The sequence below is a fragment of the Ferrithrix thermotolerans DSM 19514 genome, assembly GCF_900128965.1.
Taxonomy (GTDB): Bacteria; Actinomycetota; Acidimicrobiia; order Acidimicrobiales; family Acidimicrobiaceae; genus Ferrithrix; species Ferrithrix thermotolerans.
The window spans coordinates 43,811-66,986 of sequence record NZ_FQUL01000009.1 but is presented as its reverse complement, the minus strand read 5'-3'; the positions used below and the strand labels follow the sequence as shown (position 1 = coordinate 66,986).

Annotated in this window: 23 protein-coding genes and 3 tRNA genes; 16 read left to right on the top strand and 10 right to left on the bottom strand. The window is 50.4% G+C overall.

Annotation, left to right across the window (positions count from 1 at the left end; genetic code table 11):
* Positions 1–199 (bottom strand): transposase (locus BUA24_RS04695; protein ID WP_178138703.1); only part of this gene is annotated, 199 nt, incomplete at its 3' end.
* A 154-nt stretch (positions 200–353) separates the two neighbouring features.
* Between BUA24_RS04695 and BUA24_RS13335 the strand changes: the two genes are divergently transcribed.
* Complete coding sequence (locus BUA24_RS13335) at positions 354–521, top strand: IS3 family transposase (RefSeq protein ID WP_084660197.1); 168 nt, start codon at positions 354–356, stop codon at positions 519–521.
* A gap of 212 nt (positions 522–733) precedes the next feature.
* Here BUA24_RS13335 and BUA24_RS04685 read toward each other — a convergent pair whose 3' ends face one another.
* Complete coding sequence (locus tag BUA24_RS04685) at positions 734–1,138, bottom strand: hypothetical protein (RefSeq protein WP_072789274.1); 405 nt, start codon at positions 1,136–1,138, stop codon at positions 734–736.
* Positions 1,139–1,174: 36 nt separating this feature from the next.
* The gene (locus BUA24_RS04680; RefSeq protein WP_072789272.1) at positions 1,175–2,077 is read right to left on the bottom strand and encodes an undecaprenyl-diphosphate phosphatase; all 903 of its coding nucleotides are present in this window, start codon (positions 2,075–2,077) and stop codon (positions 1,175–1,177) included.
* A 179-nt stretch (positions 2,078–2,256) separates the two neighbouring features.
* Between BUA24_RS04680 and BUA24_RS04675 the strand changes: the two genes are divergently transcribed.
* Positions 2,257–2,346, top strand: a tRNA-Ser gene (locus BUA24_RS04675).
* Between the two features lie 244 nt (positions 2,347–2,590).
* Here the strand turns inward: BUA24_RS04675 and BUA24_RS04670 are convergent.
* Positions 2,591–2,677: transfer RNA gene (locus tag BUA24_RS04670), tRNA-Leu, on the bottom strand.
* Between the two features lie 113 nt (positions 2,678–2,790).
* Here BUA24_RS04670 and BUA24_RS04665 point away from each other — a divergent pair.
* Genes BUA24_RS04665 through pknB form a run of 5 tightly spaced genes read left to right on the top strand, consistent with a single transcriptional unit; the run spans position 2,791 to position 8,487 of the window.
* On the top strand, positions 2,791–3,450 hold the full coding sequence (locus tag BUA24_RS04665; RefSeq protein ID WP_072789269.1) for an FhaA domain-containing protein: 660 nt from the start codon (positions 2,791–2,793) through the stop codon (positions 3,448–3,450).
* A gap of 8 nt (positions 3,451–3,458) precedes the next feature.
* Positions 3,459–3,980, top strand: a complete 522-nt coding sequence (locus BUA24_RS04660; protein ID WP_072789266.1) for an FHA domain-containing protein — start codon at positions 3,459–3,461, stop codon at positions 3,978–3,980.
* Entirely contained in the window at positions 3,977–5,230 is a 1,254-nt protein-coding gene (locus BUA24_RS04655) for a Stp1/IreP family PP2C-type Ser/Thr phosphatase (RefSeq protein WP_072789263.1), read from the top strand. Before BUA24_RS04660 ends, BUA24_RS04655 begins: the two co-directional genes overlap by 4 nt.
* Positions 5,230–6,699 (top strand): peptidoglycan D,D-transpeptidase FtsI family protein, encoded by a 1,470-nt coding sequence (locus BUA24_RS04650; RefSeq protein WP_072789260.1) that lies wholly within the window; start codon positions 5,230–5,232, stop codon positions 6,697–6,699. Before BUA24_RS04655 ends, BUA24_RS04650 begins: the two co-directional genes overlap by 1 nt.
* 12 nt (positions 6,700–6,711) lie before the next feature.
* A complete protein-coding gene (gene pknB, locus BUA24_RS04645) occupies positions 6,712–8,487 on the top strand; it encodes a Stk1 family PASTA domain-containing Ser/Thr kinase (RefSeq protein WP_072789257.1) in 1,776 nt (591 codons plus the stop codon).
* A gap of 51 nt (positions 8,488–8,538) precedes the next feature.
* Here pknB and BUA24_RS04640 read toward each other — a convergent pair whose 3' ends face one another.
* Positions 8,539–9,117, bottom strand: coding sequence for an anthranilate synthase component II (locus BUA24_RS04640; protein ID WP_245790299.1), 579 nt, complete (start codon positions 9,115–9,117; stop codon positions 8,539–8,541).
* Positions 9,118–9,318: 201 nt separating this feature from the next.
* Between BUA24_RS04640 and BUA24_RS13330 the strand changes: the two genes are divergently transcribed.
* A complete protein-coding gene (locus BUA24_RS13330) occupies positions 9,319–9,573 on the top strand; it encodes a cell division protein CrgA (protein ID WP_072789251.1) in 255 nt (84 codons plus the stop codon).
* A gap of 45 nt (positions 9,574–9,618) precedes the next feature.
* Here BUA24_RS13330 and BUA24_RS04630 read toward each other — a convergent pair whose 3' ends face one another.
* Both BUA24_RS04630 and ade read right to left on the bottom strand, forming a co-directional pair.
* Positions 9,619–10,797, bottom strand: coding sequence for a thiolase family protein (locus BUA24_RS04630; RefSeq protein WP_072789249.1), 1,179 nt, complete (start codon positions 10,795–10,797; stop codon positions 9,619–9,621).
* Positions 10,798–10,917: 120 nt separating this feature from the next.
* A complete protein-coding gene (gene ade / locus BUA24_RS04625) occupies positions 10,918–12,648 on the bottom strand; it encodes an adenine deaminase (RefSeq protein WP_072789247.1) in 1,731 nt (576 codons plus the stop codon).
* A gap of 76 nt (positions 12,649–12,724) precedes the next feature.
* Here ade and BUA24_RS13325 point away from each other — a divergent pair, with 76 nt between their 5' ends.
* The 4 genes from BUA24_RS13325 to BUA24_RS04605 all read left to right on the top strand — a co-directional run bounded on the left by BUA24_RS13325 (position 12,725) and on the right by BUA24_RS04605 (position 14,881).
* Positions 12,725–12,883 (top strand): DUF2256 domain-containing protein, encoded by a 159-nt coding sequence (locus BUA24_RS13325; RefSeq protein WP_072789244.1) that lies wholly within the window; start codon positions 12,725–12,727, stop codon positions 12,881–12,883.
* Positions 12,884–12,916: 33 nt separating this feature from the next.
* Entirely contained in the window at positions 12,917–13,792 is an 876-nt protein-coding gene (locus tag BUA24_RS04615; protein WP_245790301.1) for an NAD(P)-dependent oxidoreductase, read from the top strand.
* Positions 13,793–13,833: 41 nt separating this feature from the next.
* Positions 13,834–14,778 carry a prephenate dehydratase gene (gene pheA / locus BUA24_RS04610; RefSeq protein WP_072789238.1) on the top strand — a complete coding sequence of 315 codons (945 nt, stop codon included), beginning with the start codon at positions 13,834–13,836 and terminating at the stop codon, positions 14,776–14,778.
* 16 nt (positions 14,779–14,794) lie between these two features.
* Positions 14,795–14,881, top strand: a tRNA-Ser gene (locus tag BUA24_RS04605).
* Positions 14,882–15,088: 207 nt separating this feature from the next.
* Here the strand turns inward: BUA24_RS04605 and BUA24_RS04600 are convergent.
* A complete protein-coding gene (locus BUA24_RS04600; protein ID WP_072789234.1) occupies positions 15,089–16,531 on the bottom strand; it encodes an APC family permease in 1,443 nt (480 codons plus the stop codon).
* Positions 16,532–16,682: 151 nt separating this feature from the next.
* Complete coding sequence (locus BUA24_RS04595; RefSeq protein WP_178138701.1) at positions 16,683–17,957, bottom strand: histidine--tRNA ligase; 1,275 nt, start codon at positions 17,955–17,957, stop codon at positions 16,683–16,685.
* A gap of 185 nt (positions 17,958–18,142) precedes the next feature.
* On the opposite strand from BUA24_RS04595, the gene larB reads away from it, so the two are divergent.
* The 4 genes from larB (at position 18,143) to BUA24_RS04575 (ending at position 22,024) form a co-directional block, all read left to right on the top strand.
* Positions 18,143–18,874: a nickel pincer cofactor biosynthesis protein LarB gene (gene larB, locus BUA24_RS04590; RefSeq protein ID WP_084660193.1), complete on the top strand. Its 732-nt coding sequence runs from the start codon at positions 18,143–18,145 to the stop codon at positions 18,872–18,874.
* On the top strand, positions 18,871–20,055 hold the full coding sequence (larC, locus tag BUA24_RS04585; RefSeq protein WP_072789211.1) for a nickel pincer cofactor biosynthesis protein LarC: 1,185 nt from the start codon (positions 18,871–18,873) through the stop codon (positions 20,053–20,055). The genes larB and larC overlap by 4 nt, the downstream gene beginning before the upstream one ends.
* Positions 20,045–20,977: an aldo/keto reductase gene (locus tag BUA24_RS04580; RefSeq protein WP_072789209.1), complete on the top strand. Its 933-nt coding sequence runs from the start codon at positions 20,045–20,047 to the stop codon at positions 20,975–20,977. The genes larC and BUA24_RS04580 overlap by 11 nt, the downstream gene beginning before the upstream one ends.
* A gap of 78 nt (positions 20,978–21,055) precedes the next feature.
* Positions 21,056–22,024 carry an alpha/beta hydrolase gene (locus BUA24_RS04575; RefSeq protein WP_072789206.1) on the top strand — a complete coding sequence of 323 codons (969 nt, stop codon included), beginning with the start codon at positions 21,056–21,058 and terminating at the stop codon, positions 22,022–22,024.
* A gap of 88 nt (positions 22,025–22,112) precedes the next feature.
* On the opposite strand, the gene BUA24_RS04570 is transcribed toward BUA24_RS04575, so the two are convergent.
* Positions 22,113–23,141, bottom strand: coding sequence for a patatin-like phospholipase family protein (locus tag BUA24_RS04570; protein ID WP_072789204.1), 1,029 nt, complete (start codon positions 23,139–23,141; stop codon positions 22,113–22,115).
* Positions 23,142–23,176 lie beyond the last annotated feature (35 nt).

Below are 23,176 nucleotides of genomic sequence, written 5' to 3'. Positions count from 1 at the left end.
TTTCCATCTCGAGCTCTTTGAGCTTCTTGGCATCTGTTGCTTTCATACCGCCATAGGTGTTCTTCCATCTATGCCAGGTGGTCTTTATCACGCCGAGACTGCGAGCAACTTCGGCAACAGTTTTACCTTCTCTCAACATCTTGTCGCCCTCGACAAGCTCTTTGATCACCAGCTCTTCGGTGTGTCGCTTGGATTTCATGGTGTTTTCCCCCATATCTACTTCGGAGGCAAAACTCATATATCGGGTGGGTTAGTTTCTGGGGAGCCCCTCAAATTTTCCGATCATCGTAGTGTAACTCTTTAAAAAAAATGGATCCTACGTCCTATGACAGGGACTAGATCGTGCTCTGACCATGCAAGGTGCATTATCGTTTAGGTTAATCTCAAAACAGGAGTACTTCTTCGGACATGTATTTGCTAATCTCCGAGAACTTCGAGAAGGAATTGACGGGTATGTGGACCTTTACAACACCTCTTGCCGTTACCTAGATATTGGGTATCTCAGTCCCATTGACGATTAACTTTTATTAGCAAGGGGCACACAAGCGACCTAAAGAATGTGTCTACTTCTTCTGGGTGACCTCAAATAGTTGGGTGAATGCATCATTTAAAGTTCAGATAGATACGTCGTTGCATCCCCATAGCAGTTAAGTCGCAATGGCAGTTCAGGCTCAGGTGGTGATTCGAGGGCTTGATAATCTTGACTTCACCATTGAGCGTTCGAGTTAGTCGTTTATCTGGATGCGGACTTATAAAGATAAATAGCGCTGATGGTTGGAAGGATTGTGAGAAGGATCAACAGGAAGATCTCTGGTCCGGAGTAAGAAAACGCTGACGCAGCGCAACTAATAGCTTGCTCCTTACTAAGACGTTTTGACTCCACGCAACTATTGGTTAGTGACGGAAGAAGCAGGACGGCTACTAGGGGAAAGTAACCAAATGGAGGTAGGACGGCTCCAATGAGCTTTTGTCTCAGGTTCCAGCTGGGGCTTCGTATAAGGAGAAACAGAGCGAAGAACCATCCGACCAAAGGCAACACGATTCCGCCGACAAGCAGTGCAATGATCGTAAGTAGGTCTTGGCCATTGGTAAGAGGGGCATTGCTTCCATAAGCATTGGTATTAGATTGTGTTTCCAATCTACTCAGGCTGCCTACTGAAATAATTTTCTTGCACTAAGCAAACTTTATTATAAGGAGGGAGCCTAAAGCAAGACAGTAGGCTGCAAATGGGTAAAGGTTCTTTGTCTGAAAGTAGCGAGTTAGGAACCTAACCGATAAGTAGGAAGTCACTAGTGCGAAGATTGAACCTATCACTACCTGAACCCGAACACCTGAACCTGCATGACCAAGGAGAAGTGGAAGCTTGTACAGACCGGCGGCCAGTATGATTGGTGTTGCCATAAGGAATGAAAACCGGGCAGCATCCTCGTGGTCAAGACCTCTCACCAAACCTGCCACCATGGTAATTCCCGATCGAGAGATTCCAGCCAAAAGTGCAAATACCTGAGCCACTCCTATAATGCCAGCCTCTTTGTACTCTAGATCGTCGAGGCGCCTAACTGTGGTTTCTGTGCTGTAAGGGTTTGTTCGTCCGGAGTGTCCACCGCTGCTTAGCTCGCTTCTTTGACGGAACTGTTCACCGGCCACAAGGATAAGGCCATTAATGAACAGAAAGATAGAGGCCGCTAACGGTTTAGCGAAGAGTTGACGAAAGAGATTTTCAAAGATTAACCCCATAAGGCCTGCGGGAATGGTCGCTACTATGAGGAGCCACCCCAGACGGGCGTCTGGGGTGTCGATGGAACGGGTTTGCAACGAGGTCAGTACTGCCTTTATGATCTTGAACCAATCCTTGCGGAAGTAGATGAACATACCAAGAGCGGTGGCAACATGAAGTCCAACTAGGAACGCCAAGAAGTAGGAGTTTTTGGTGTTTTGAGCTCGTATGATAGAGTTCCATCCCATTAGGTGTGGAAGAATCACAGAATGACCGAGACTTGAGATGGGGAATAACTCGGTTAGGCCTTGTAGAATCCCAAATATTATGGCCTGAAGTAGTGAAAGTTGCTGATGCATCTATTTCTCGCTTTTTATTACAAGTCGTCTTCTGGAACTGTCATCATAGTGTCAAAGGGTCTGAACTGTGGTTGATTGAGGATCCAATCACCGATCTAATTCTTACCTTAGGTTCTCACAAGCTTTACTAATCGGGCACGGCTTACAAGTGCGGTTGATAGAGTATATGTGGGTTAGTTGGAGAGGTGCCAGAGCGGCCGAATGGGACTCACTGCTAATGAGTTGACCCGGTAACGGGTCCGAGGGTTCAAATCCCTCCCTCTCCGCCATCTTTACTGGTTTCAATTCTTTAGGATATGTAAAGACGTCCCTTCTTTGGCTTACTTACCCCGCCTCTTCGCTGGAGCTTATAAGACCTTCACTATGTGCGTGTATCAAGCGAGATCAATGACATCGTTGTGTGAGTGAGTAAGAGGCGAAGTCGTGAGTGCGACTTTGATAGTCAAGGAGCTTGGTAGCACAGGGGAAGGTGGAAGAGCATTCACTCCGAGGCGTACGTCGTTTCAACTGCTTTGGTGGGCGAAGGGGGACTTGAACCCCCACGTCCTTGCGGACACAGGAACCTGAATCCTGCGCGTCTGCCTATTCCGCCACTCGCCCATAAGATAATGTCAACTAGAATGATAAAGCCTTTTGGAGCTTAGTCGGCATGTACAGTACTCATAGAGTCAATTTAACTCTTGATTGGGTTTTAGGTGGGTAGAGTCTAACCAGTGGGACTAGATAAGTTTGAGAGACGGATCCAAGGGGCAGTGGAGTCTGTGTTCGCAAGGGCTTCTAAACGTTCGGTGGAACCCATTGAACTTGGACGAAGAGTCGTACGGGAACTGGAGAGGAATCGCAAGGTTGCACTAACCTCGGAGATCGTCCCTAATGTGTACAAGGTCTATCTGTCTAAGTACGATTTCGAGGAGTTGGAGCCAATCGCCAAAGCAATACTTGCAGAACTAAAGTCGCTTCTGGTTGATACAGCCGAAGAGCACTCCTACAAATTCGTCGGTTCGATTCAGATTGATTTTGTAGAAGACTTTACACAAAAGGCGGGTTCATTTTACGTAGAGAGTTCGTTCTTTGAAGAGGAGGGGTACGGAGACCGCTTCGTTCTTCTCTTGCCAGATGGTCGAAGGATCGAACTAAACCCCGGTGTGTTCATCATCGGACGTCTTCCAGTCTGCTCTTTGGTCGTTGAGGATCCAAGGGTATCCCGACGTCATTGTCAAATCGAACTTGTTGACTCTGTCGCATATCTAAAGGATCTTGGATCCACGAACGGGACGTATGTAAACCAGCAAAGGATCACCTCTGAGGTGCCATTAGTTAGCGGAGACGAGATTACGGTTGGTGGAACCCGGCTCGTCTACTTACTGGAGTAACTGGAGCCGTGCCTGTACCTTTGCTTGAACTTTTCAAATACGTCTTCATAGCTATCGTGTGGCTATTTTTCTTGCGCGTCCTTAGAGCCATATGGGTAGAGGTGAAGAGTTCGGAAAATGCTAAAAAGGTTGCAAGTGGATCTGTCTCTGATTGGACAGCAAGTCACAGAACGGCCGTGTCGATCGGGGCCAGTGAGAGGTCTAAGGTCACCTCGCAGGTGGTCCTAGGTGGAGTCGGTGACTTCAGGCTCCTAGCTCTAGAGGGACCGTTTCAGGGACGGGAGTTTAGGTTAAAGGAAGAGACTGTAATTGGTCGCTCAGAGGGGTGTGACATTGCTCTGGCGGACGATAATTTTGCTTCTTCTAAACATGCAAAGATTGAAAGGAGAGACGACGGGTTCTGGATCACAGATCTAGGTTCTACAAATGGAACTGTGGTCAACTCCTTGCGGGTGTCAGTGCCAATTCAGCTCATGAAGGGAGATCTCGTAAAGATCGGCAAGAGTTTGTTTGAGGTGGTCCAACCTTGAAGCTCGCTTGGGCGTCCTCGACCGACAAGGGTAGAGTCAGAAGGATTAATCAGGATTCAATCTACGCCGATGGCAAACTGTTTGCGGTAGCTGATGGAATGGGTGGGCATGCCGGAGGAGAGGTGGCGTCCAAGCTAGCAGTGGATACCATCAGCGAACTCTCAAGCGACAGTGGAGCACTTGAGGGTTTCAGAGCCTCTTTCTTGGAAGCTAATCGACGGATTCTATCTGAGGCCTCACATTCACAAACCCTAAAGGGAATGGGCACCACCCTGACTGCTGCCCTTCTTGTGAAAGAGGATGGACTGGAGTATTTTCTTGTTCAAAACGTCGGAGACTCCAGAGTGTATCTGTTTCACAGGGGTGAGCTTCAGCAAATCACAAAAGATCATACCTTCGTTGGAGAGCTTCTTAGGAGCGGATCTATCACCGAAGAGCAGGCAGCCCATCACAGTCAACGACACGTTCTAACCAAAGCTTTGGGTGTCGAGCCAGTAGTGGACGCAGATGTGTTCAAGGTGATGCCAACAGAAGGAGATATTCTCCTTCTGTGTTCAGATGGCCTCATAAATCACGTGAAGGACGCTGAGATTGAGTCGATTCTTTCTGGGTCTAATACGTTGCAAGAAAAAGCAGACCAGCTGATCGAGAGCGCAAACCTCTCTGGTGGAACAGACAACATCTCAGTTGTTCTCGTTGAGGTTGTCGCTCTCGATGTCGATAAATCCGATAATCCGGCAACCGAGCTGGGAGTGGCTCCGGATGAGTCGACAGGTAGGAGTCTCATAAAGAGAGGTCCAGAGCTTCTCTCCATTCCTCGTCCACTAGATCGCCATGCTACAAGACGCGGTGGAGGTGTTATAACCGTTCGAGTTGCTCTGTTTCTTCTGCTCTTTGTTCTCCTAGTGGGGGGGGTATTGTTTGCGGTTCAGCTGTACGAAGATCACTCTTACTTTGTTGGCGAGTCCCATGGCTCTGTGGCGATATTTCACGGACACCCCGGAGGACTGCTTTGGTACAGTCCTGCGGTGGTTAGGGTTTCAAGCCTTCGAGTAGATCAACTAAATGTCGTGGAGGCATCGGCGATTAAAGACACGGTGCTCGAACCCTCTCTCTCTGCAGCCGATAACTATGTGAAGAACTTAGAGGCGCGAATAAGAGAACAACACTACATAGCCGCCCACCCACTCGGAGGAAGCGAGTCATCGATTACCACAACTACAACTGTGTCTGGGTCGGGTGTTGGATAGTGCAAAAACGAATCTTTACACTTGCCGTGTTCTTCTTAATTGCCTTCTCTTTACTGTTTCTGCAGCTGAATAACCTTCAAGTTCTTCAAGCTCAAAAACTTTCTAATGCCAACGGGAACAATAACCAAATCACAAAGGAGTTCTCTCTTCCAAGAGGAGCCATCTTGACAGCCGATGGGAAGGTTATCGCAGACACGGTAAGTGCAAAAAACGTGTACCACTACCAGAGAGAGTACCCCTACGGATCTCTCTATGGGGATGTTACTGGGTTTGACTCAATCATCTATGGCCGTTCGGGCTTAGAGGCCTCTTACAACTCTTACCTCCAAGGGAGCCTTGCTCCACCCAACAGCATCTCGTCGTTGTTTTCTACTAAGTATCAGACTGACTCTGTGGTGACAACCATAAACTCAACCCTTCAAGAGACCGCAGCAAAAGCTCTAGGTTCGTTGTATGGCGCAGTAGTAGCGATAGATCCTAAGACGGGAAGTATTTTGGCGCTATACTCAGCTCCATCGTTCGATCCAAATCCTCTAAGCTCTCCTAGCGGCTCAGTGGAAACCGCTGCTTGGAAGCTATATAACCTAGGAACATACCCTCCTCTATTGGATCTAGCCACTTCAAGATCGTTCCCTCCAGGGTCTACCTTCAAGATCGTAACCTCATCGGCGGTGTACGACCACGATCCAGCGATTGCGACTCAGAGCTTTCCGGTGGAGAGCGTTACAAAGCTCCCCCAGACGACGCTCACCTTGCACAACTACGCCTACGAAGCCTGTGGTGGAACACTTCCGGTTCTATTGCAGGTATCCTGCGACACCGGCTTCGCCAACATAGGTCTGGAACTTGGCGCCTCTAACTTGGCGCAGGAGGCGGCTGCGTTCGGATTTAACGCCGTTCCTCCTCTAGACGTACCGGGAGCCGCTGCTTCGTACTTCCCTCCAGCCTCGTTTTTCAGCCAGAATCTTCCTCAGCTCGCTTACTCGGCGATAGGGCAAGGTAACGATAGTGCCACTCCTCTCCAGATGGCACTGGTAGCGTCAGCGATTGCGAACCACGGTGTGATAGAGACGCCTCACCTTATGTCTGAGATAGTCAACTATCAAAATCAGGTAATTAGGCGCTATCAGCCGCATCCGTGGAAGATCGCCACCTCTGCTCAGACCGCAGCAAAAGTTACGTCCCTTATGGAAGGCGTGGTAAACGGTGGTACAGCTCAGGGCATAGCGCTTCCGGGAGTAAAGATTGCGGCCAAAACCGGAACTGCGCAGACCAACCTATCCTCTGGCTCGACGGCGACAGGTCGGGACGACAACTGGATGGTCGCGTTTGCACCGGCTCAGAATCCACAGATAGCAGTTGCAGTGGTAGTTCCGCAGCAACCTGGACTAAGTCCTAATCCAACAGGAGCACAGTACGCAGGACCGGTAGTAAAAGCAATGCTTGCAGCCGCACTAGGAGTAGGGTAGGAGTTTATTGAGATGAGCCAAGCGACCGAGAGATCATACGGATCACGTTACGAACCGGTGACCAAGATCGCGCGCGGGGGTATGGCCGACGTATATGAAGCGCGTGACACACTGCTTGACCGTCCTGTTGCGTTGAAGGTTCTGTTTCCTGAACTCTCTACTAACGAGGCGTTCGTGGAACGTTTTAGGCGAGAGGCTCAGGCAGCTGCAAATCTCTCACACCCCAACATAGTCTCGGTATTCGATTGGGGGAAAGACAAAGGTACCTACTTTATCGTTATGGAGTTGGTGGTTGGCCGTACTCTGGCGAGATTAATTAGGGAAGAAGCTCCGATTGCTCCCAAGAGGGTAGCGTCCATCGGTGCGGACGTGGCAGCGGCTCTTAGTTTCGCCCACAAACATGGAGTTATCCACAGAGATATAAAGCCCTCAAACGTTCTTATAACACCAGACGGGGATGTTAAAGTGGCTGACTTTGGTATCGCTAGAGCGATAACTGCTGACGGAGATCTGACACAGACAGGATCTGTGTTGGGTACGGCATCATACATATCCCCGGAACAGGCTCAAGGGGGACAGCTTGATGGGACAAGTGATATCTACTCTCTCGGAGTCGTACTTTACGAGCTCGCTACCGGTAAGGTGCCGTTCTCGGGTGACTCACCGCTCTCCATAGCCTACAAACACGTCAAAGAGACGCCGATAGCTCCATCGGTGATAAATCCATCGGTTCCTTCTGACCTCGAAGCAATAATTATGAAGTGTCTTGAGAAGTCCCCAAAGGATCGGTACGAGACGGCTTATGATCTGCGATCCGATCTCAACAACTTTATGCAAGGCTCTTCGGTCAGTAGTAGATACACCCAAGCCTTTGACTCGGGACATGGAACTAGAGTCCTAAGCGCTGCAGTCGCCGATCCCACAGTTGCTATTCCTGTTACAAACGCTCAGATGAGCAGCAGCGCTGATTCGGATGAGGAAGAGCACAAGAGCTCCAAGAAAGGAGCGATTATAGCCCTGGTCGTCTTTATCGTTCTCCTTCTTGGGCTGGGAGGTCTCTTTGCAGCCTCCCAGATGGGTTACTTCGCTCCTGCCAAGGCAGCGCCACCGTCGACCGCTACGGTACCAGCTGTGGTTGGACTTACCTATCAAAGTGCCCAGAGTCAAGTAAAGGCGGTGGGTCTAAAGAGTCGACTGGTGTATCAGACAAATGCTTCAACTGCAGGTCTTGTAATTAGCCAGCTTCCATCTCCTGGACTGTCGGTAAAGAAAGGCACGGTCATAGTTCTCACCGTGTCTAGCGGCCCCGGAAAGATAAAGGTTCCAACTGTAACTAACGAAAATGTAAGCTCAGCTGAAAATACCCTCTTTGGTCTTGGTTTCAACGTGACGACTAACTACGTGAACAGCTCAAACGCTCAGGCAAACACAGTAATTAGTCAAACACCAGCCGGTGGTACGTTGGTGAATAGGCAGTCTACGGTTGTTCTTACGGTCTCAAACGGACCTACGCAGATAAAGGTACCTTCCCTGGTAGGTGACAGCGTATCGCAGGCTGCAAACACCCTCGCCGCAGATCACCTCAGCGTTGGCACAGTTACAAGCCAGGACTCGAACGAGCCCGCAAATACCGTGCTTCAGCAGTCCCCGGCTTCGGGGACCGTTGTCGCTCCAAACTCGGCGGTCGATCTTATCGTATCTAATGGAGTCGTCTCGACTACAACCACGACTGAAAGTAGTTCTAGTTCGACTCAATCAAGCAATCAGCCTCCTGGTCCCGGAACATGAGGCGTGCGTGAGGACATCGTGCTAGTTGAAGGGGTAGGCTTTGGAAGCCTTTTAGTTAGAACCCTTTAGTAGCTGTGAGACAAAGTTCTGAATCATTAGATCCCCGTCTGCGGTTAGGACAGACTCGGGGTGGAACTGGACCGTCTCTATCGGAAAAAGCTTGTGACGCAGACCCATTATGAGACCGTCCTCGCTTCGGGCAGTTACTACCAGTTCTTTGGGTAGGGTCGCCTCATCCACGACTAAAGAGTGGTATCTCGTAGCCCGTAAAGGAACCGATACCGCTTTGAATACCCCTTTACCATCGTGTTGTATTAGTGAGGTCTTGCCGTGCATTACGGCAGGAGCTCTATGAACGGTAGCCCCGTACGCATAAGCTAAACACTGATGACCCAAGCAGACACCCAAGGTTGGTACCTCTTGTGAGATGGTGGTCAAGATCTCATTTGCTAGGGCTGTCTGGCTTGGATGCCCTGGTCCAGGAGAAATTAGTATGCCGTCAGGATCGAGGCCTTCGATATCAGACGCTGCTATCGCATCGTTACGAACTACCAAAGGATCGGCTCCTTGAACTCCCAGATACTGAACTAGGTTGTACACAAATGAGTCGTAGTTGTCAACGACTAGCACCTTTGGTCGATAGCGGTTCAAATGCTGTATATCTTCTTTCATGTTGGGAGTGACTTGGATACAGAGTTAACGATAGTCTTTGGCTAGAGATCTAAGGTCCTGCCTCCGGAGATCTGGATAAGGATATGGTCGTGACCGTCACCATAAACTCAACAACGACTCAGATGTCTCTGACTGTAGGGCTAGTAGCCTTATGGGTTGATGTCAAAGGACACGAAGAAGAACGATAGATCAAAGAGACCAACCGCTGGAAGGTACACCCCTCCTAAGCCAAAGTCCGCTCGAAAGAGTCCGAGATGGTATCTATGGCTTATATTTGCGCCACTATTGTTGGGAGCCCTCCTAATCGTGGTGAACTTTCTCTCCATCCTCCCGGGCGGAGAGTCCACCTGGTATCTCCTAGCCGGGATGGCACTGATGGGCTTGGGGTTTGCTTTTGCCACTAAATATCGGTAATGCCGACCTCTAGCGGCATCAGCGTCATCTGCTAAGTATTCATCACTATCCAAGTCGTTCTACGATGTAGGCGTTGGCCATTCCGCCACCTTCACACATCGTCTGAAGGCCGAATCTCTTTCCTGTTCTCTCTAGCTCGTTGATAAGAGTTGCGAGGAGTTTGGTGCCTGATGCCCCCAGGGGATGGCCTAGCGCAATAGCTCCACCATTCACATTAACTCGAGCCATATCTGGATGTAGCTCTTTCTCCCATGCAAGAACTACGGAGGCGAACGCCTCGTTTATCTCGACTAGGTCGATATCGTCTAGTTGCATCTTTGCCTTTTCAAGGACCTTCTGGGTGGCTGGGATCGGACCGGTCAACATGGTTATAGGATCTACACCAGCCAATGAAAAGGCGTGGAATCTGGCTCGCGGGGTGAGGCCCAGCTGGTTAGCTCTCTCCTCGGTCATAATCAGTGCTGCTGAAGCACCATCTGTTATCTGGGAAGAGTTGCCTGCGGTGACCTTTCCACCTTCTTTGAAAGCTGGCTTTAGTCCTGCAAGAGCTTCCATGGTTGTTCCAGGGCGGATACCCTCATCGAAGGTTAGCATCTCACCGGTCAAATTACCCTCGTCATCTTTTATCTCGATAGGAACGATTTCGCGCTCAAATCGACCTTCTTGTGTAGCCTTTGATGCACGCATCTGGCTTTCATATCCAAATCGATCTAGATCCTCACGGGTTAACCCCCACTGATCAGCGATCAACTCAGCGGATATGCCCTGATTTACAAGCCCTCCTCTGTCTCTATAACGTTCTTGGACTTTAGGCCCAAAGGGTTTTCCGAGACCTGGTACAACCGAGGATCCCATAGGTGTCCTCGTCATTACCTCGACACCAGCTGCAACTACGATCTCGTGCACCCCAGACATAACCGCTTGTGCGGCGAAAGCAACGGCCTGTTGTGACGAGCCACACTGCCTGTCGATAGTAGTGGCACATACAGTCTCTGGAAATCCAGCTGCAAGTACGGCGTTCCTACCGACGTTTATTCCTTGTTCTCCCACCTGCATTACACAGCCCATTATTACGTCTTCGATAAGCGCTGGGTCTAGGTCGTTACGCTTCACGAGGGCTCGGAGTGTCTCTGCTGCTAGATCGGCGGAGTGCCAGTTCCTAAGTGATCCGTTTCTCTTGCCTCCAGGAGTTCTTACAACGTCTACTACTACTGCATCGGCCATGATGTTCTCCTTATCAAGTACCTATTTATCTAGATCAAGCCCTTGTAGCTCTTTGTTCTTAGGCTAAATTATTCCACAGTGTCGAACCAGAAGTAAGTCGCGAAAGGTCGCAACACCCCTTTACCTACCTAGAAAAGGGTCAACGAGTTCAAACGATCGCACGTCGACTAAACCTAGATCGGTCAGTCTCAACTCTGGAATTACCGACAGACCGAGGAAACTAAGGGTCATAAAGGGCTCTTGCACCTCGCTTCCGAGGGTCTTGGATGCAGCCAGCACTTTACTCATCTCCTCTGCAACCTCTGGGGCGGTTTTATCGCTTATTAGCCCTGCAATAGGGAGCGGAAGGAATGCTAGGATCTCACCTCCTTGGACTACAACTTGTCCGCCTCCCTCTTTTGCTAGGAAGTTTACGGCTGTAGCCATGTCTGCGGAGTCGGACTGCGAAAGACCCCCGACCACCATTATGTTGTGTGCGTCATGAGCTACGGTAGAGGCGATCGCCCCTGAAGCAATCCCAAATCCAACCGTGTAGCCTCGACCGAAGCGTCCAGTTTTTCGGTGTCGCTCCACTACTGCGAGACGATTGACGCCCCTTGAGCGAAACTCAGAAGCTGTTATAATCTGCTCTGTGGTTGTTATGGAGCCGTCTTTCACTCCAATAACTCGTACCAGATCTGAGTCGTCGCTGGGTGGGAGCACTAGCTCGTCTCCTGTAACAGGAGACTCTAGGTGTACGGTACTTTTCATCGATTTTGGAGGGTCGAGTCGTTCGAAGAGACCTGGTACGACCTTTCCTTCGAATGCAACTAGTTGTCCAGCGCGATACACGTAGGTAGGCTCCAAAGTTTCGATATCGTTGAAAACCAGTACGTCGGCCTGATAACCAGGGGCTAAGGTTCCCAGTTGATTGAAGCCATGGTACTCAGCAGCGTTGGCTGTGGCCATCAGGAGAGCATCTTCTAAAGTGATGCCACTTTGCAATGCCACGCGTATACAGTCGTTGATGTGTCCTTTCTCAATTAGAACTCGAGGCTCACGATCGTCGGTGCAAAGTGCGCATCTATAGGGTCCAAACTCACGTACCATCCTTGACAGCTCGGCTATGTTGCGTGCTGCAGAACCCTCTCTTAAAAATATCCACATACCTTTTCTACGCTTCTCCAGAGCTTCTTCGTAGGTCGTACACTCGTGATCCGATTCGATACCAGCGCATAGATATGCATCAAGATCTGATCCGCTAACGCCGGGGGAGTGGCCATCTACACGTCTGTCAGCCGCCGCTGCAATCTTTGCAAGTACCTCCTTGTCACCGTGTATCACGCCTGGATAGTTCATCATCTCTGCGACTCCGATGACATGGGGATCCTTGAGCAGTTCGGCTACATCGTTGGCGTCTATCTCTGCTCCGGGGGATTCAAAGTGGGACGCTGGAACGCAAGAGGATGCACAGACCCCAAACGTGAAAGGGAGTTTGGACGAGGCTTCGATGAGCTCCTTTACCCCAACGATTCCTAGAACGTTTGCTAGCTCGTGTGGATCTGCTGCAACTGCGGTGGTGCCGTGAGGGAGGACCGTGGAGACGAAGGTGTCAACCCAAAGTTTTGTGGATTCAAGGTGCATATGAGAGTCGATAAATCCCGGTGTCAGATAACATCCAGTTACATCTACTACCTCTTTAGCGTCCCTGGAACCCCAACCGACTATGACACCGGAAGTGATTGCGAGGTCGAGCTCTATCCACTCTTTGGTAGACGTAGAAAATATCCTCCCTCCTTTCAACAAAAGATCTGCCGGCAGATCTCCACGAGCTACTGCGATTATGTTGGAATTGTTTCTTAGTTTTGCCACACCGAGAAGCTTAGATTCTAAGTAATTTTGTAGGGTCAACTAATCTCTAGTTGGGTGGCCTCGATCTACTTTACATATGATGTCAGATTTCAAGGGTAATAAGGCGCATCTTCCTCGGAAAACCTGCAAGGTCTGTGGACGAGAGATGGTGTATCGAAAGAGATGGAGGGATACATGGAACGAGGTTCTCTACTGCTCGGAACGTTGTCGGCGTGATCGTCGAAAAGGGTTGTGATCTTTACAGTTAGGAGCTTAGAAGTTGACAAAGGTGGGACTTATTGGTCTTGGTCTGATGGGAAAACCGATGGCAAAGAATTTGCTCAAGGCGGGTTTTGATTTGACTGTTATGAGCCGCTCAGAGGGTCCGGTTATCGAGCTTGAGACACTTGGAGCCAAGCGTGCCGAGAGTTATAGCTCTCTTGGTGCTGTATCAGAGTTTGTGGTGACGATGCTTCCAACGCCCGCCGTCACCAAAGAGGTGGTTCTTGGCCCAGGTGGCGTACTAGGGGGGATGAAACCCAACTCGATCCTTATAGATATGGGTACCGAAGATCCTGCTCTAGCTCGTGAGATCTACGAACGTGCCAAAGAAATTGGGGTCTCTGCCCTTGATGCTCCGGTTTCTGGAGGCGATGTAGGGGCTATAGCTGGAACGCTCTCGATAATGGTGGGAGGAGATAGAGACGTCTTTGAGCGCAGTGCAAGTGTTCTAGGGGCCATGGGCACCAACATCTCCTACGTAGGAGGTGCCGGGAGCGGGCAAGCCGTTAAAGCAGTGAATCAAGTTATGGTGGCAGGGATCCTTGCGACTATCGCAGAGGGACTAACACTTCTGGAAAGATCTTCGGTCGATACCGAGGCCGCTCTCGAAGCGCTCATGGCAGGCAGAGCGGGTTCCAACTTACTGAAAGCAAAGGCTCGTCAAATTCTTGATCAAAGTTATGCGCCGGGCTTCAAGGTTGATCTTCACCTAAAAGATCTCGGTATCGTGGAGGCCTATGCGCGCGAGAACTCCGTGGTCATGCCCTTCACCCAGCTAGCTAAGAGCTATCTAGAGGCAGTGTCGTACTCAGGTGGTGGGGAGTTGGATCACTGCGCTTTGGTTGAGGTGGTAAGAGGGTTAGGCGACCTTTCACTAGGCTGACCGGTGTTTCACAAGTCAAGAGGTTATTAGTCTCAACTATAGTGGTCAATGAATTCAGCGAACCGACAGTTGCCTATCTTGGGCCTCGGGGTACCTTTACCGAGGAGGCGCTTTTTAGCCTTGATGATCTAAAAGGTTACAGAGCCGTGCCCTTAGGGAGTTTCAAGGAGGTTCTTGAACGAACGGAGGCTGGGGAGTTCGATCTTGGTTTTTTACCGATTGAAAATTCCATTGAAGGTACAGTCCTTGCGACGTTAGACCCTATGGTATTCGAACATCACCTTCTCATCCAGCGAGAGGTTGAGTTGGAAATTCACCAAAACCTGCTCGTAAAGCCAGGGACTGAAAGAACTGAGATTAAGACGATCATCTCTTACTCTCACGCTACAGCCCAGTGTGCGAATTACATAAAGCATAACTTACCCGGGGTGACAATTAGCACAGCTGACTCTACCGCTCAGGCTGCACAGATTGTAGCTGAGTCCGACGACCACACCCTTGCGGCGATCGGACCGCTTGTTGCGGCCCAGATATATGGACTATGGGTAGAGACTGAGCAGATCGAAGACTTCGCAAATAACAAGACTCGATTTGTGCTTCTCTCAAGGACTGGGGTTCCAGAGATGACCGGGTGCGACAAGACGTCGATCGTCTGCTTTCAGCTTGCGGATCGACCGGGTTCTTTACTTGGAATACTTGAGCACTTTGCTAGACGGTCGATCAACCTCTCAAAGCTGGAGTCTCGACCCGCGAAGTCGGTTATGGGTGAGTACTGCTTTATCATCGACTTTGAGGGTCACATAAGAGACGAGCCAGTGGCGGAGTGCCTAGAGGCCATCTCTGACTCTCAAGCGGGTGTCAAGTTTCTGGGGTCCTATCCAAGAGTGCCGGTTTCTTCTCTAAAGGATATCGAAAAAAATAGCGTTTCTCGGGTAGGATATGTGGGAAAAGGGTGGGTTCGTGAACTGTTGAATCCGCTAGGCTGATCTATCTACTCCATAAGGAGGGGTGGCAGAGCGGACAAATGCGACGGTCTTGAAAACCGTTGGGTCACAAGCCCCGTGGGTTCGAATCCCACCCCCTCCGCCAGATTTATGATGGGTAACTCAACTGCCTCTCCGATGGGTTTTTCGGCATAACGTGTGCTAAGACATGGATGTTTCACTTAGCTGTCATGGTGATTTGCCAAGTGAGATAGGTAGCGACTACCAGGAGAGAGTTGCTACGGAGTTAAGTAAGTGAGGCGATGTGTAGTTAGCACATCGCCTCACCTATATTTCTATGCCGTATAGTGACCTAAATGGTTGCCAGTTCTTCCTCTGTAGGAGCAAGTCTTTCTTGTTGCGTTGGCATATTGAAGTAAGGTCTTCCCTTAGCCCAATATATTGCCATGGGGATAAGACCTAGAGCCATGGCGCCTAAGCCCACGATCAATGTAGTTTGATTCAAACCAGGAATGGTTTTGACGAACATGATCGCCATGAACACGGCTCCAGAAAGGGGCCATAGTCCCATGAATATGAAGTTGCTAATGCTCTTGGTAATCTGCTTGCGATACAAGATGACGACGGATAGTCCTGCAAGGCTGTAATAGATGGCAATTTGAAGACCTATTGCGTTGATTGCGTCGGTAAGGATATTTCCGATCGATCCGATGTAATTAGATCCCACGAACAGCCCAACAGAGATAACTGCAACTACGAACGTTGCTATGTAAGGAGTTCTCCATTTGGGGTGGACCTTGCCAAGAACCTTAGGTAGAGTTCCGTCCCTCCCCATTGAGAACATAGTCCTGGTCACCTGAATTATAGTGGTCTCAAGGGTTGCTACGGTGGAAAGTATAACTGCGACTACGATTAACTTTCCGCCAAGTCCCGGCCAGACGATCTGTCCAAGCACTCCTAGAATATCGCCGGAGTTGTTGTTGATATCCTTGGCGCTAAGGACGAGATTTGATCCAACTGTGAATACCTCAAAGAGAGCAAATACGACTAAGACCCCGATTATTCCTCCTATGCCTGGCGTCACCTTCGAACCCTTGGTCTCCTCGTTCAGGTTTGCAGTTACGTCCCAGCCCCAGTAGTAGAAGGCGGCTACTAATGCGCCAGCGAAGAAACCTGAGGAACCGTGAAATATCCCAGGCGAGAACCAGCTCCATGAAAATGCGTGTGCATTGTGTCCATGGAGAAGCATCAGAGCTGCAAACAGCAGAAGTAGCGCGAGTTCCACGGTGGACATGATGACCTGTAGCTTTGCTGTTATGGTAACTCCAGCAGCCACTGCCCCAACCATAATTAGGAAGAACACCGATCCCAAGATGGTGACGGCCAGCGTGTTGTTGGCGAGAGATGTAGAGAACAGCCCTAGCGTTATGGATCCAGCAGGAAATGAACCAGCGACCATAAAGATCAGGGCCGATACAACTAGAGCCCAGCCCGCAATGTACCCTAGAGCCGGGTGCAAGGCGTTTCGAACCCAGGTGTAGCTAGCACCAGAGTTGGTCTCCACTCTTCCGAGGTAGTTAAAGGCCCAAACGATGCCGAACATTGCGATACCACAGTACAACAGAGCAGCTGGTCCTCCTAGAGCTACCGCTCCAAACAAGGTGGCCGTACTTGCTGCGATTGAGTATGCGGGAGCTACACCGGCTACCCCCATTACCGCAGGGTCGAACAGCGTTAGTACGCCGCGCCTTAGACCATGTTCTTCAGAACCGGCCGCCGTATTTGTGTCAGTCACCGAACCCCCTAAGTCTTACAGATTGACGATTTAAATTATCCTTTTTATCTCTAGCGGCTGTTCGGCTCTTTGAAAGATTGTTTTGTGTTAATTTACAGTAAAGATGAAAGGTGTTTGTTTCCTCAGATGAAATTCAGGGAGCTGGCCGTCTCTAATGCATGAGCAGACGAGGTTCTTGGTCCTCGCCAAGAGTCTGAAACCAGAACTCCTCAGATGCTCCTTGACGCTTTAGCTCCTCTGCCTCTGTTGCAAGGCGTTTCATCGGCGAACGAGACCCCCTTCGGTGAGATACCATGGACACCAGGTAACCCGCTTTCCGGTACTCTCGTGAGGTCACTAGTGCGACGTCGAGTTCGATCTCTGGGTCAAAAATTAGATATAGTCTCTTTGCACCTTTGGGTCGTTCGAGCCTCATCTCATCCATCATGGCGAGAATTCGATCAAAGCCTAAGGAGATTCCGCACGCAGGGGAGTCAAGACCGAATCTTGACAACATATTGTCGTATCGTCCGCCTCCTGCGATCGAACTCTGAGAAGCGGGGTGGGATACCTCAAACACCGTCGAGGTATAGTATCCAAGGCCGCGAACGCAGAGCGGATCAACTATGACTCTCATCCCTTTGACGCTATGGGAGCTATGTTGCAGTATTGTTTGTAGCGAGAACAAAGGGGCCTCCTCTGCTCCGAGGTCTGACATAGCGTCAATGGCTTTATGGGGTGGGATCTGCGTTAGCTTTCCAACGATGCCTTCGGCTATTGGGGAAGATACTCCTCGTAAGTGAAGCTCTTCGACGACCTGTTGAGGGGGAAGTTTATCTAGCTTGTCTAGAGCGATCTGTGCTGACTTTATCAGGTGTTCTTCGATGCCGGCCTTAGCAAGGATCTGATCCAAGGCTCTTCGGTCATTTAGTCTGACTGAAAAGTCTGTTAGTCCTAAGGTGTGGAGAGCGTGTCCGGACGCAGTAATGAGTTCGATCTCTGCTAGCTGGGTGGGATCGCCGATGATGTCGATATCGGCCTGTGTGAACTGGCGGTATCGTCCTTTTTGAGGTCTCTCTGCTCGAAATGAAGGCCCAATCTGTATGGATCTGAAGGGCTTTGGTAGTCTATGCATGTTCTCTGCGTAGAACCTGCACAAAGGAACTGTGAGGTCGAACCTCAACCCTCCGTCACAAAGATCATCAGCTGTGGTGGACTCGTTTATCTCGAGTTTCTCACCACGCTTTAGGAGCCTGTACGTCAGCTTTTCGTTTTCGCCCCCACCTGATCCGAAAAGAACATCTAGTGACTCAACGATGGGAGTTTCGATCTCGAGGTAGCCGTGCGCTCGATAGACAGCCCTTACAATGCCCATAAGCGTGTTGCGTCTCTCGACCTCGCCCGGTAGCACATCTTTCATTCCCCGAAAAGGCTTAGATGATTTCACTTGGTCACCTCCCATACCTCACACTATGATCCTAGACCCAAAAATGACCGATGGCATTGGCCGCAACAAAGCTTTGAGGCTTTGTCAAGAGCCCCTACCTTTCCTAAGCGTCATGAAGCTCAAATGCGCAACTCACTGATTAGGGGTTGAGGTGCCAATGGTACCTGGCGTTGTAGGCTGAAGAGGTGAGAAACCAAGGTTTGAACGTAGAGTCAAGCAAAGAGGTTGTTGCGCGAGTAGATCTCCTGCGAAGCAGGCGAATTGGGATGCCTGAAGCCGTTTACTGCCAGTCCAAAACGGTGCAGGAGATATTGGCGATACTCAAGCATCACAGAGACACATCTAACGAGGCTGTGCTGCTTACGAGGTGCAACAACGACGTTGTTGGAGCAGTTTCAAAGCTTTATGAGTCGATGACGCACCCGCTTTATGTCTTTCCCGGTCTCGAGATCGAAGCAGACTACAGAACCATAGTGGTGGGCACTCCGACGAAGATAGACGCCAAGGTTGGTGTTCTTACCGCCGGTACGTCGGACCTAAGGGTGGCTCACGAGTGTATGGGAACCTTGTTTGCGCTAGGAATCCACGGAGAGATCTACGCCGATGTGGGTGTAGCTCATGTCGATAGAGTCCTGGAGATACTACCCAGACTTGAGGACTTTGACGTGATAGTGGTTGTGGCGGGTATGGAAGGGGCATTGGCGTCGGTGGTTGGTGGACTTGTTTCGCAACCCGTGGTAGCTGTACCGACGTCGGCTGGTTACGGTTCATCCTTTGACGGACTTACTGCGCTGTTGGCTATGACAGCTACCTGTGCTCAAGGAGTCTCTGTTATGGGTATAGACAATGGTTTTGGTGCGGCCTGCGCTGCCTTTAGAGTCGTAAAGAGATATACGTCTCGGGCCAAGAGACTATGAGACTACACTTGGATCTCTCCAACGGCGCTGCCGGTGATATGATTATCGCTGCGCTGTGTGATCTCTTTGAAGACCTAAGAACCCCAGGTGATACTCTGGCGATGATCGCGCAGGCTGTTGGCGCAGACGTGGCGTTTGAGCGGGTCAAACCAGCGTCCCTTTCTGCGATGAGATTCGAGGTAGTAGGCGGAGATCGCCCCATGACCCTTGATGAGATGATCTCTGGTCTTGCTCGGGTTGAGGTGCCAAAAGAAGCAAAGCGGTGGGCTCGGTGGGGGCTCGAGCTTCTTGGTGAGTGCGAGACGAAGGTGCATGGATCCGATGGAGGTGTGCATCTGCATGAACTTGGAACAGCCGACACCTTCGTAGATCTGTTGGGGGCCTTGACGCTCTTGCACACTCTTCGCCCCGAACAACTCTCCAGCAACAGCGCCACCGTTGGGTGCTCTCAGGTAGAGATCGCACACGGAAGATATCCAAATCCGGTGCCTGTTGTTGCCACTCTTCTCATCAGAGCAGGCGTTCCAGTCAAGATGGTGGACGACTCCTTTGAGTACCTAACGCCTACGGCAGCACTTATCTTGGCGGTCTTGGCTAACTTTGGACTATATCGATACCACGATACCCAAGGACTTTTACGTGCTGTTGGCTATGGCGCGGGGCAAAAAGTGAGGGAGGGGGTTTCTGGTGTGCTTTCAGCCTACCTCTTCGAAGATGTAGTAGACTATGAAGCGCTTGATCAGATCTACTCCATATCGGTCCACGTAGATGATCTGACCGGTGAGGAGATAGGACTTCTTACTGATAGAGCAATGGCGTACGGAGCACTTGACTGCTGGGCTGCTCCAGTTTTCGGCAAAAAATCTAGACCAGGGTTTGAGATTACCGTCCTTGTTCGAAGGAACGAACTTGCTTTCTTTAGAGAGTTTCTTCATCGGGAGACTCGTTCGCCAGGCTTACGGATTCTTCCGATCAAAAGGAGCGTAGAACCACACTTTTTTTCTGAGGTTGAGGTCACCGAAGGCGTCAAGGTGCGTATCAAGTCCACGAGGGTTGGGCATAAGGTAGAGTTTGACGACGCAGTTAGAGCCTCTTTGGTTACCGGTGAAAGCGTCTCTGACGTAGTCAAGAAAGCCTCGGCTATCTACATGAAGAAGGAGGAGCACCGTAATGAACTTTAGACAGCTGGGAAACTCTGGCCTGACCGTGTCGGAGGTTGGTCTGGGTTGCAACAACTTTGGTCAAAGATGTGACTTTGAGACCTCTAAAGAGGTAATCTTCGAGGCGCTCGATCAAGGAATAAATTTCTTTGATACCGCCGATATCTACGGTAATAAGGGCGGTTCAGAGTCCTATATGGGAAAGATACTAAAGGGTCGGCGTGATGAGATAGTGCTTGCTACAAAGTTCGGCATGGACATGGGAACGAATGAACGGGCATTGGCTTCGCGTCGGTATCTGCGGTGTGCTATTGAAGCATCGCTCAAGAGACTCCAGACTGACCACATAGATTTGTATCAGTTGCACAGACCAGACCCTCTAACCCCCATAGAAGAGACGCTTGAGGCGTTAGACGATCTTGTAAGAAGCGGGAAGGTACTTTATATCGGCTCGTCCAATCTCAAGGGATGGCAGATCGCAGAGGCTGCCTTTATCGCAAAGGAGCTCGGAACTGCTCACTTTGTGTCTGCTCAAAACCTTTACTCCGTTTTAGAACGAGGTGTAGAAGACGAGGTTTTAGGGGCATGTCAAGCCTTTGGTGTTGGTTTCCTTCCGTTCTTCCCTCTTGCATCTGGCCTTCTAACCGGGAAGTTCAGACGTAACTCCAAACCACCAGAAGGAACGAGACTCTCAGGTAGGCCGGAGATTCTTCAAAACGTTGACTTCGATTTCCTTGAGGCTCTGGAGGCCTTTGCGAGAGATAGGGGGATGCAGCTACTCGATCTGGCCTTTGCGTACCTTCTCTATCGTCCGCAAGTCTCCTCTGTTATCGCAGGTGCCACGTCGAGGGAACAGATAAAGGCGAACGTGGCTACCCAAAGTCATCGGCTTTCAGAAAATGACTACCTAGAGCTTCAGCAGCTATTACACAGTCACGGGTGAACTGCGAAGTTATGTGTGAGTGACGCACAATATGATTGTAAATGTAAAGCAAATTCTCTAGCGATCAGGGGTGAGATCTTGCCACAGCTCGATGCTCAGATAGGGGCTCTTCTCTCGTCACTTCAAGCAGTAGGGACGGTAGATCTTTCAAGTGCAGGTGTTGAAACTGCCCGTTCCAACCTGGAGCTAATGGCGCAGCTGCAGAGTAAAGACCTAACACCAATGGCAAAGGTAGAAGACCGTCTAGTGGACGGAAGGTTTCGAACTATCCCAATTAGGGTATATTGGCCGAAAGCAGCTAGGGATTGTGTGGGTGTTACGGTCTTTTACCATGGCGGCGGCTTTGTCTTGGGTAGCATCTCAACCCACGACCAACTCGCACGTTCACTAGCTCACCACTCCAACTCCGTTGTGATATCTGTTGCCTATGCTCTTGCGCCTGAGAACAAGTTCCCAGCGGCCGTTGAAGATGCTCTTGATGCATTTCGTTATGCGAAGATGGTGAATTGGGAGCTATGTGACAAGGAAAGAGGAGCGGCCGTGCCCGTAGCGGTCGCTGGTGACTCGGCGGGAGCCAACCTTGCGGCGGTTGTGTCGTATTTAAGCCGTAATGATGCACACGGACAGCCTGACTTTGCTCTCTTGGCCTATCCGGTTACCGACGCTGCGCATCAGGATAGTTATCCCTCTTATCTTGAGAACTCGGAGGGGTACTTCCTCACCGCAAAAGACATGCAGTGGTTCGGTGAACTTTACCTGAACAGTCCTGATGAAGCGGAGGACCTTCGATTTTCGATTCTTCTTGCACCTGATCTTGCTCCATATCCCAAGACTTTGATCGTCGTGGCAGGCTTTGATCCATTGCGAGATCAAGGCGTGGCCTTTGCCAAAGCCCTCAAAGACGCAGGGGCGACCGCAGAGCTTTGGCTATACGACTCGATGGTACATGGATTTTTCTCGATGGAAGCTCTTGTGGATAAGGCTAAAGATGCGGTCAAACGTGCAGGCGAGTACCTTGGTCAGGCCCTGTTGAAGGCAACGGCATAGCTTATAAGATCCTCAATGTGTCACGGCGTTCCACTATTTAGAACGCTCGGCTTGCACGGCTATGGCTACAGTTGGATAAGGGTCGAGGTCAACCGGCCTTGAGTCGTGTCTTTGTTGGTCCCCTTTGATAGATCTCTCTCTTTGGTCTCTCAAGTAGGTAAGACATGGGACCTCTTACTGAGAACTTTTCAGTTATATCTGTCGGTGAGGTTCTTTCCTGTGGTGCGGGAGGTGAGAAAGAGGGTTGCGTCTCTTGCGCCAGGATTTTATGAGCGCGCTCATAACCGCAGCGAAGTAGCAGACTCTTTTTGGAGAAGTCGAGGGCCTCTATGCCCGAAGCCTCTGGGCAGTCAAGCACCGTGAGCGATACTGTACTTGGTAAATGAGCTATTTGGTGCCGAAAGTGAGCAGTCTTTGTATGGGTAGAGGATCTAATTAAAGCCTCAAGGGGACGTTTTGGGTCCGGCAGTTGTGCATAAGGTGTTCCGCACAAAAGCATGTATATGTGTGTTGCACCTTGATAGACGGCTCTGTCGATGGGAGTGTCATTTACAATCCCCCCGTCAACAAGTAGCCGATTGTCGAGTCGTAGGGGTGGGAACACGCCGGGTATCGCTGCTGATGCGTATAAGACAGAACGCGGCTCTCCAGAGCCAAACCAGATCTCTTCACCTGTGCTGTAATCGGCCGCAAGAACCTCGAGGGGTATCTTGGTATCGGATATGTCGGAGACATCCAGGTAGGTGTCGATGAGATTTTGCAGACCTTCCCCTGGATAAACTGCTTCAGCCCTCTGGGCGTATCTCCAGGTCGTACCTAGCTTTCTCTTGGGCATTATTGTGTCTTTGTCTAGGGACTCCCAGAGGTTCTCGAGGGATCGAAGCCCGTCCAAAGTGGGGTTGGTGGCGTAGACCGCACCATTTAGAGCTCCTACAGAGACGCCAATTACCATGTCAGCCAGGATGCCCTGTTCGATTAGAGCGATGAGCATTCCCACTTGGCACGCTCCTTTGCCGCCTCCGCCTCCGAGCACAAATATCGTCTTTGACCGCTCCTTATCGATCGAGTCTGTCTCGGATCTGGCCCTTATCGATCGAATTAGTGAGAATCTCTTCATTCACCTGCACCTCTCAACAACTGAATCGGTGGTCG

What these genes read in the sequence shown, in the direction of transcription:
- BUA24_RS13325 (WP_072789244.1), top strand. Translation starts at nt 12,725, where the DNA reads ATGATGTCAGATTTCAAGGGTAATAAGGCGCATCTTCCTCGGAAAACC.
- pknB (WP_072789257.1), top strand. Translation starts at nt 6,712, where the DNA reads ATGAGCCAAGCGACCGAGAGATCATACGGATCACGTTACGAACCGGTG.
- BUA24_RS13335 (WP_084660197.1), top strand. Translation starts at nt 354, where the DNA reads ATGCAAGGTGCATTATCGTTTAGGTTAATCTCAAAACAGGAGTACTTC.
- BUA24_RS04580 (WP_072789209.1), top strand. Translation starts at nt 20,045, where the DNA reads ATGAACTTTAGACAGCTGGGAAACTCTGGCCTGACCGTGTCGGAGGTT.
- BUA24_RS04680 (WP_072789272.1), bottom strand. Translation starts at nt 2,077, where the DNA reads ATGCATCAGCAACTTTCACTACTTCAGGCCATAATATTTGGGATTCTA.
- BUA24_RS04630 (WP_072789249.1), bottom strand. Translation starts at nt 10,797, where the DNA reads ATGGCCGATGCAGTAGTAGTAGACGTTGTAAGAACTCCTGGAGGCAAG.
- BUA24_RS04570 (WP_072789204.1), bottom strand. Translation starts at nt 23,141, where the DNA reads ATGAAGAGATTCTCACTAATTCGATCGATAAGGGCCAGATCCGAGACA.
- larC (WP_072789211.1), top strand. Translation starts at nt 18,871, where the DNA reads ATGAGACTACACTTGGATCTCTCCAACGGCGCTGCCGGTGATATGATT.
- BUA24_RS13330 (WP_072789251.1), top strand. Translation starts at nt 9,319, where the DNA reads ATGTCAAAGGACACGAAGAAGAACGATAGATCAAAGAGACCAACCGCT.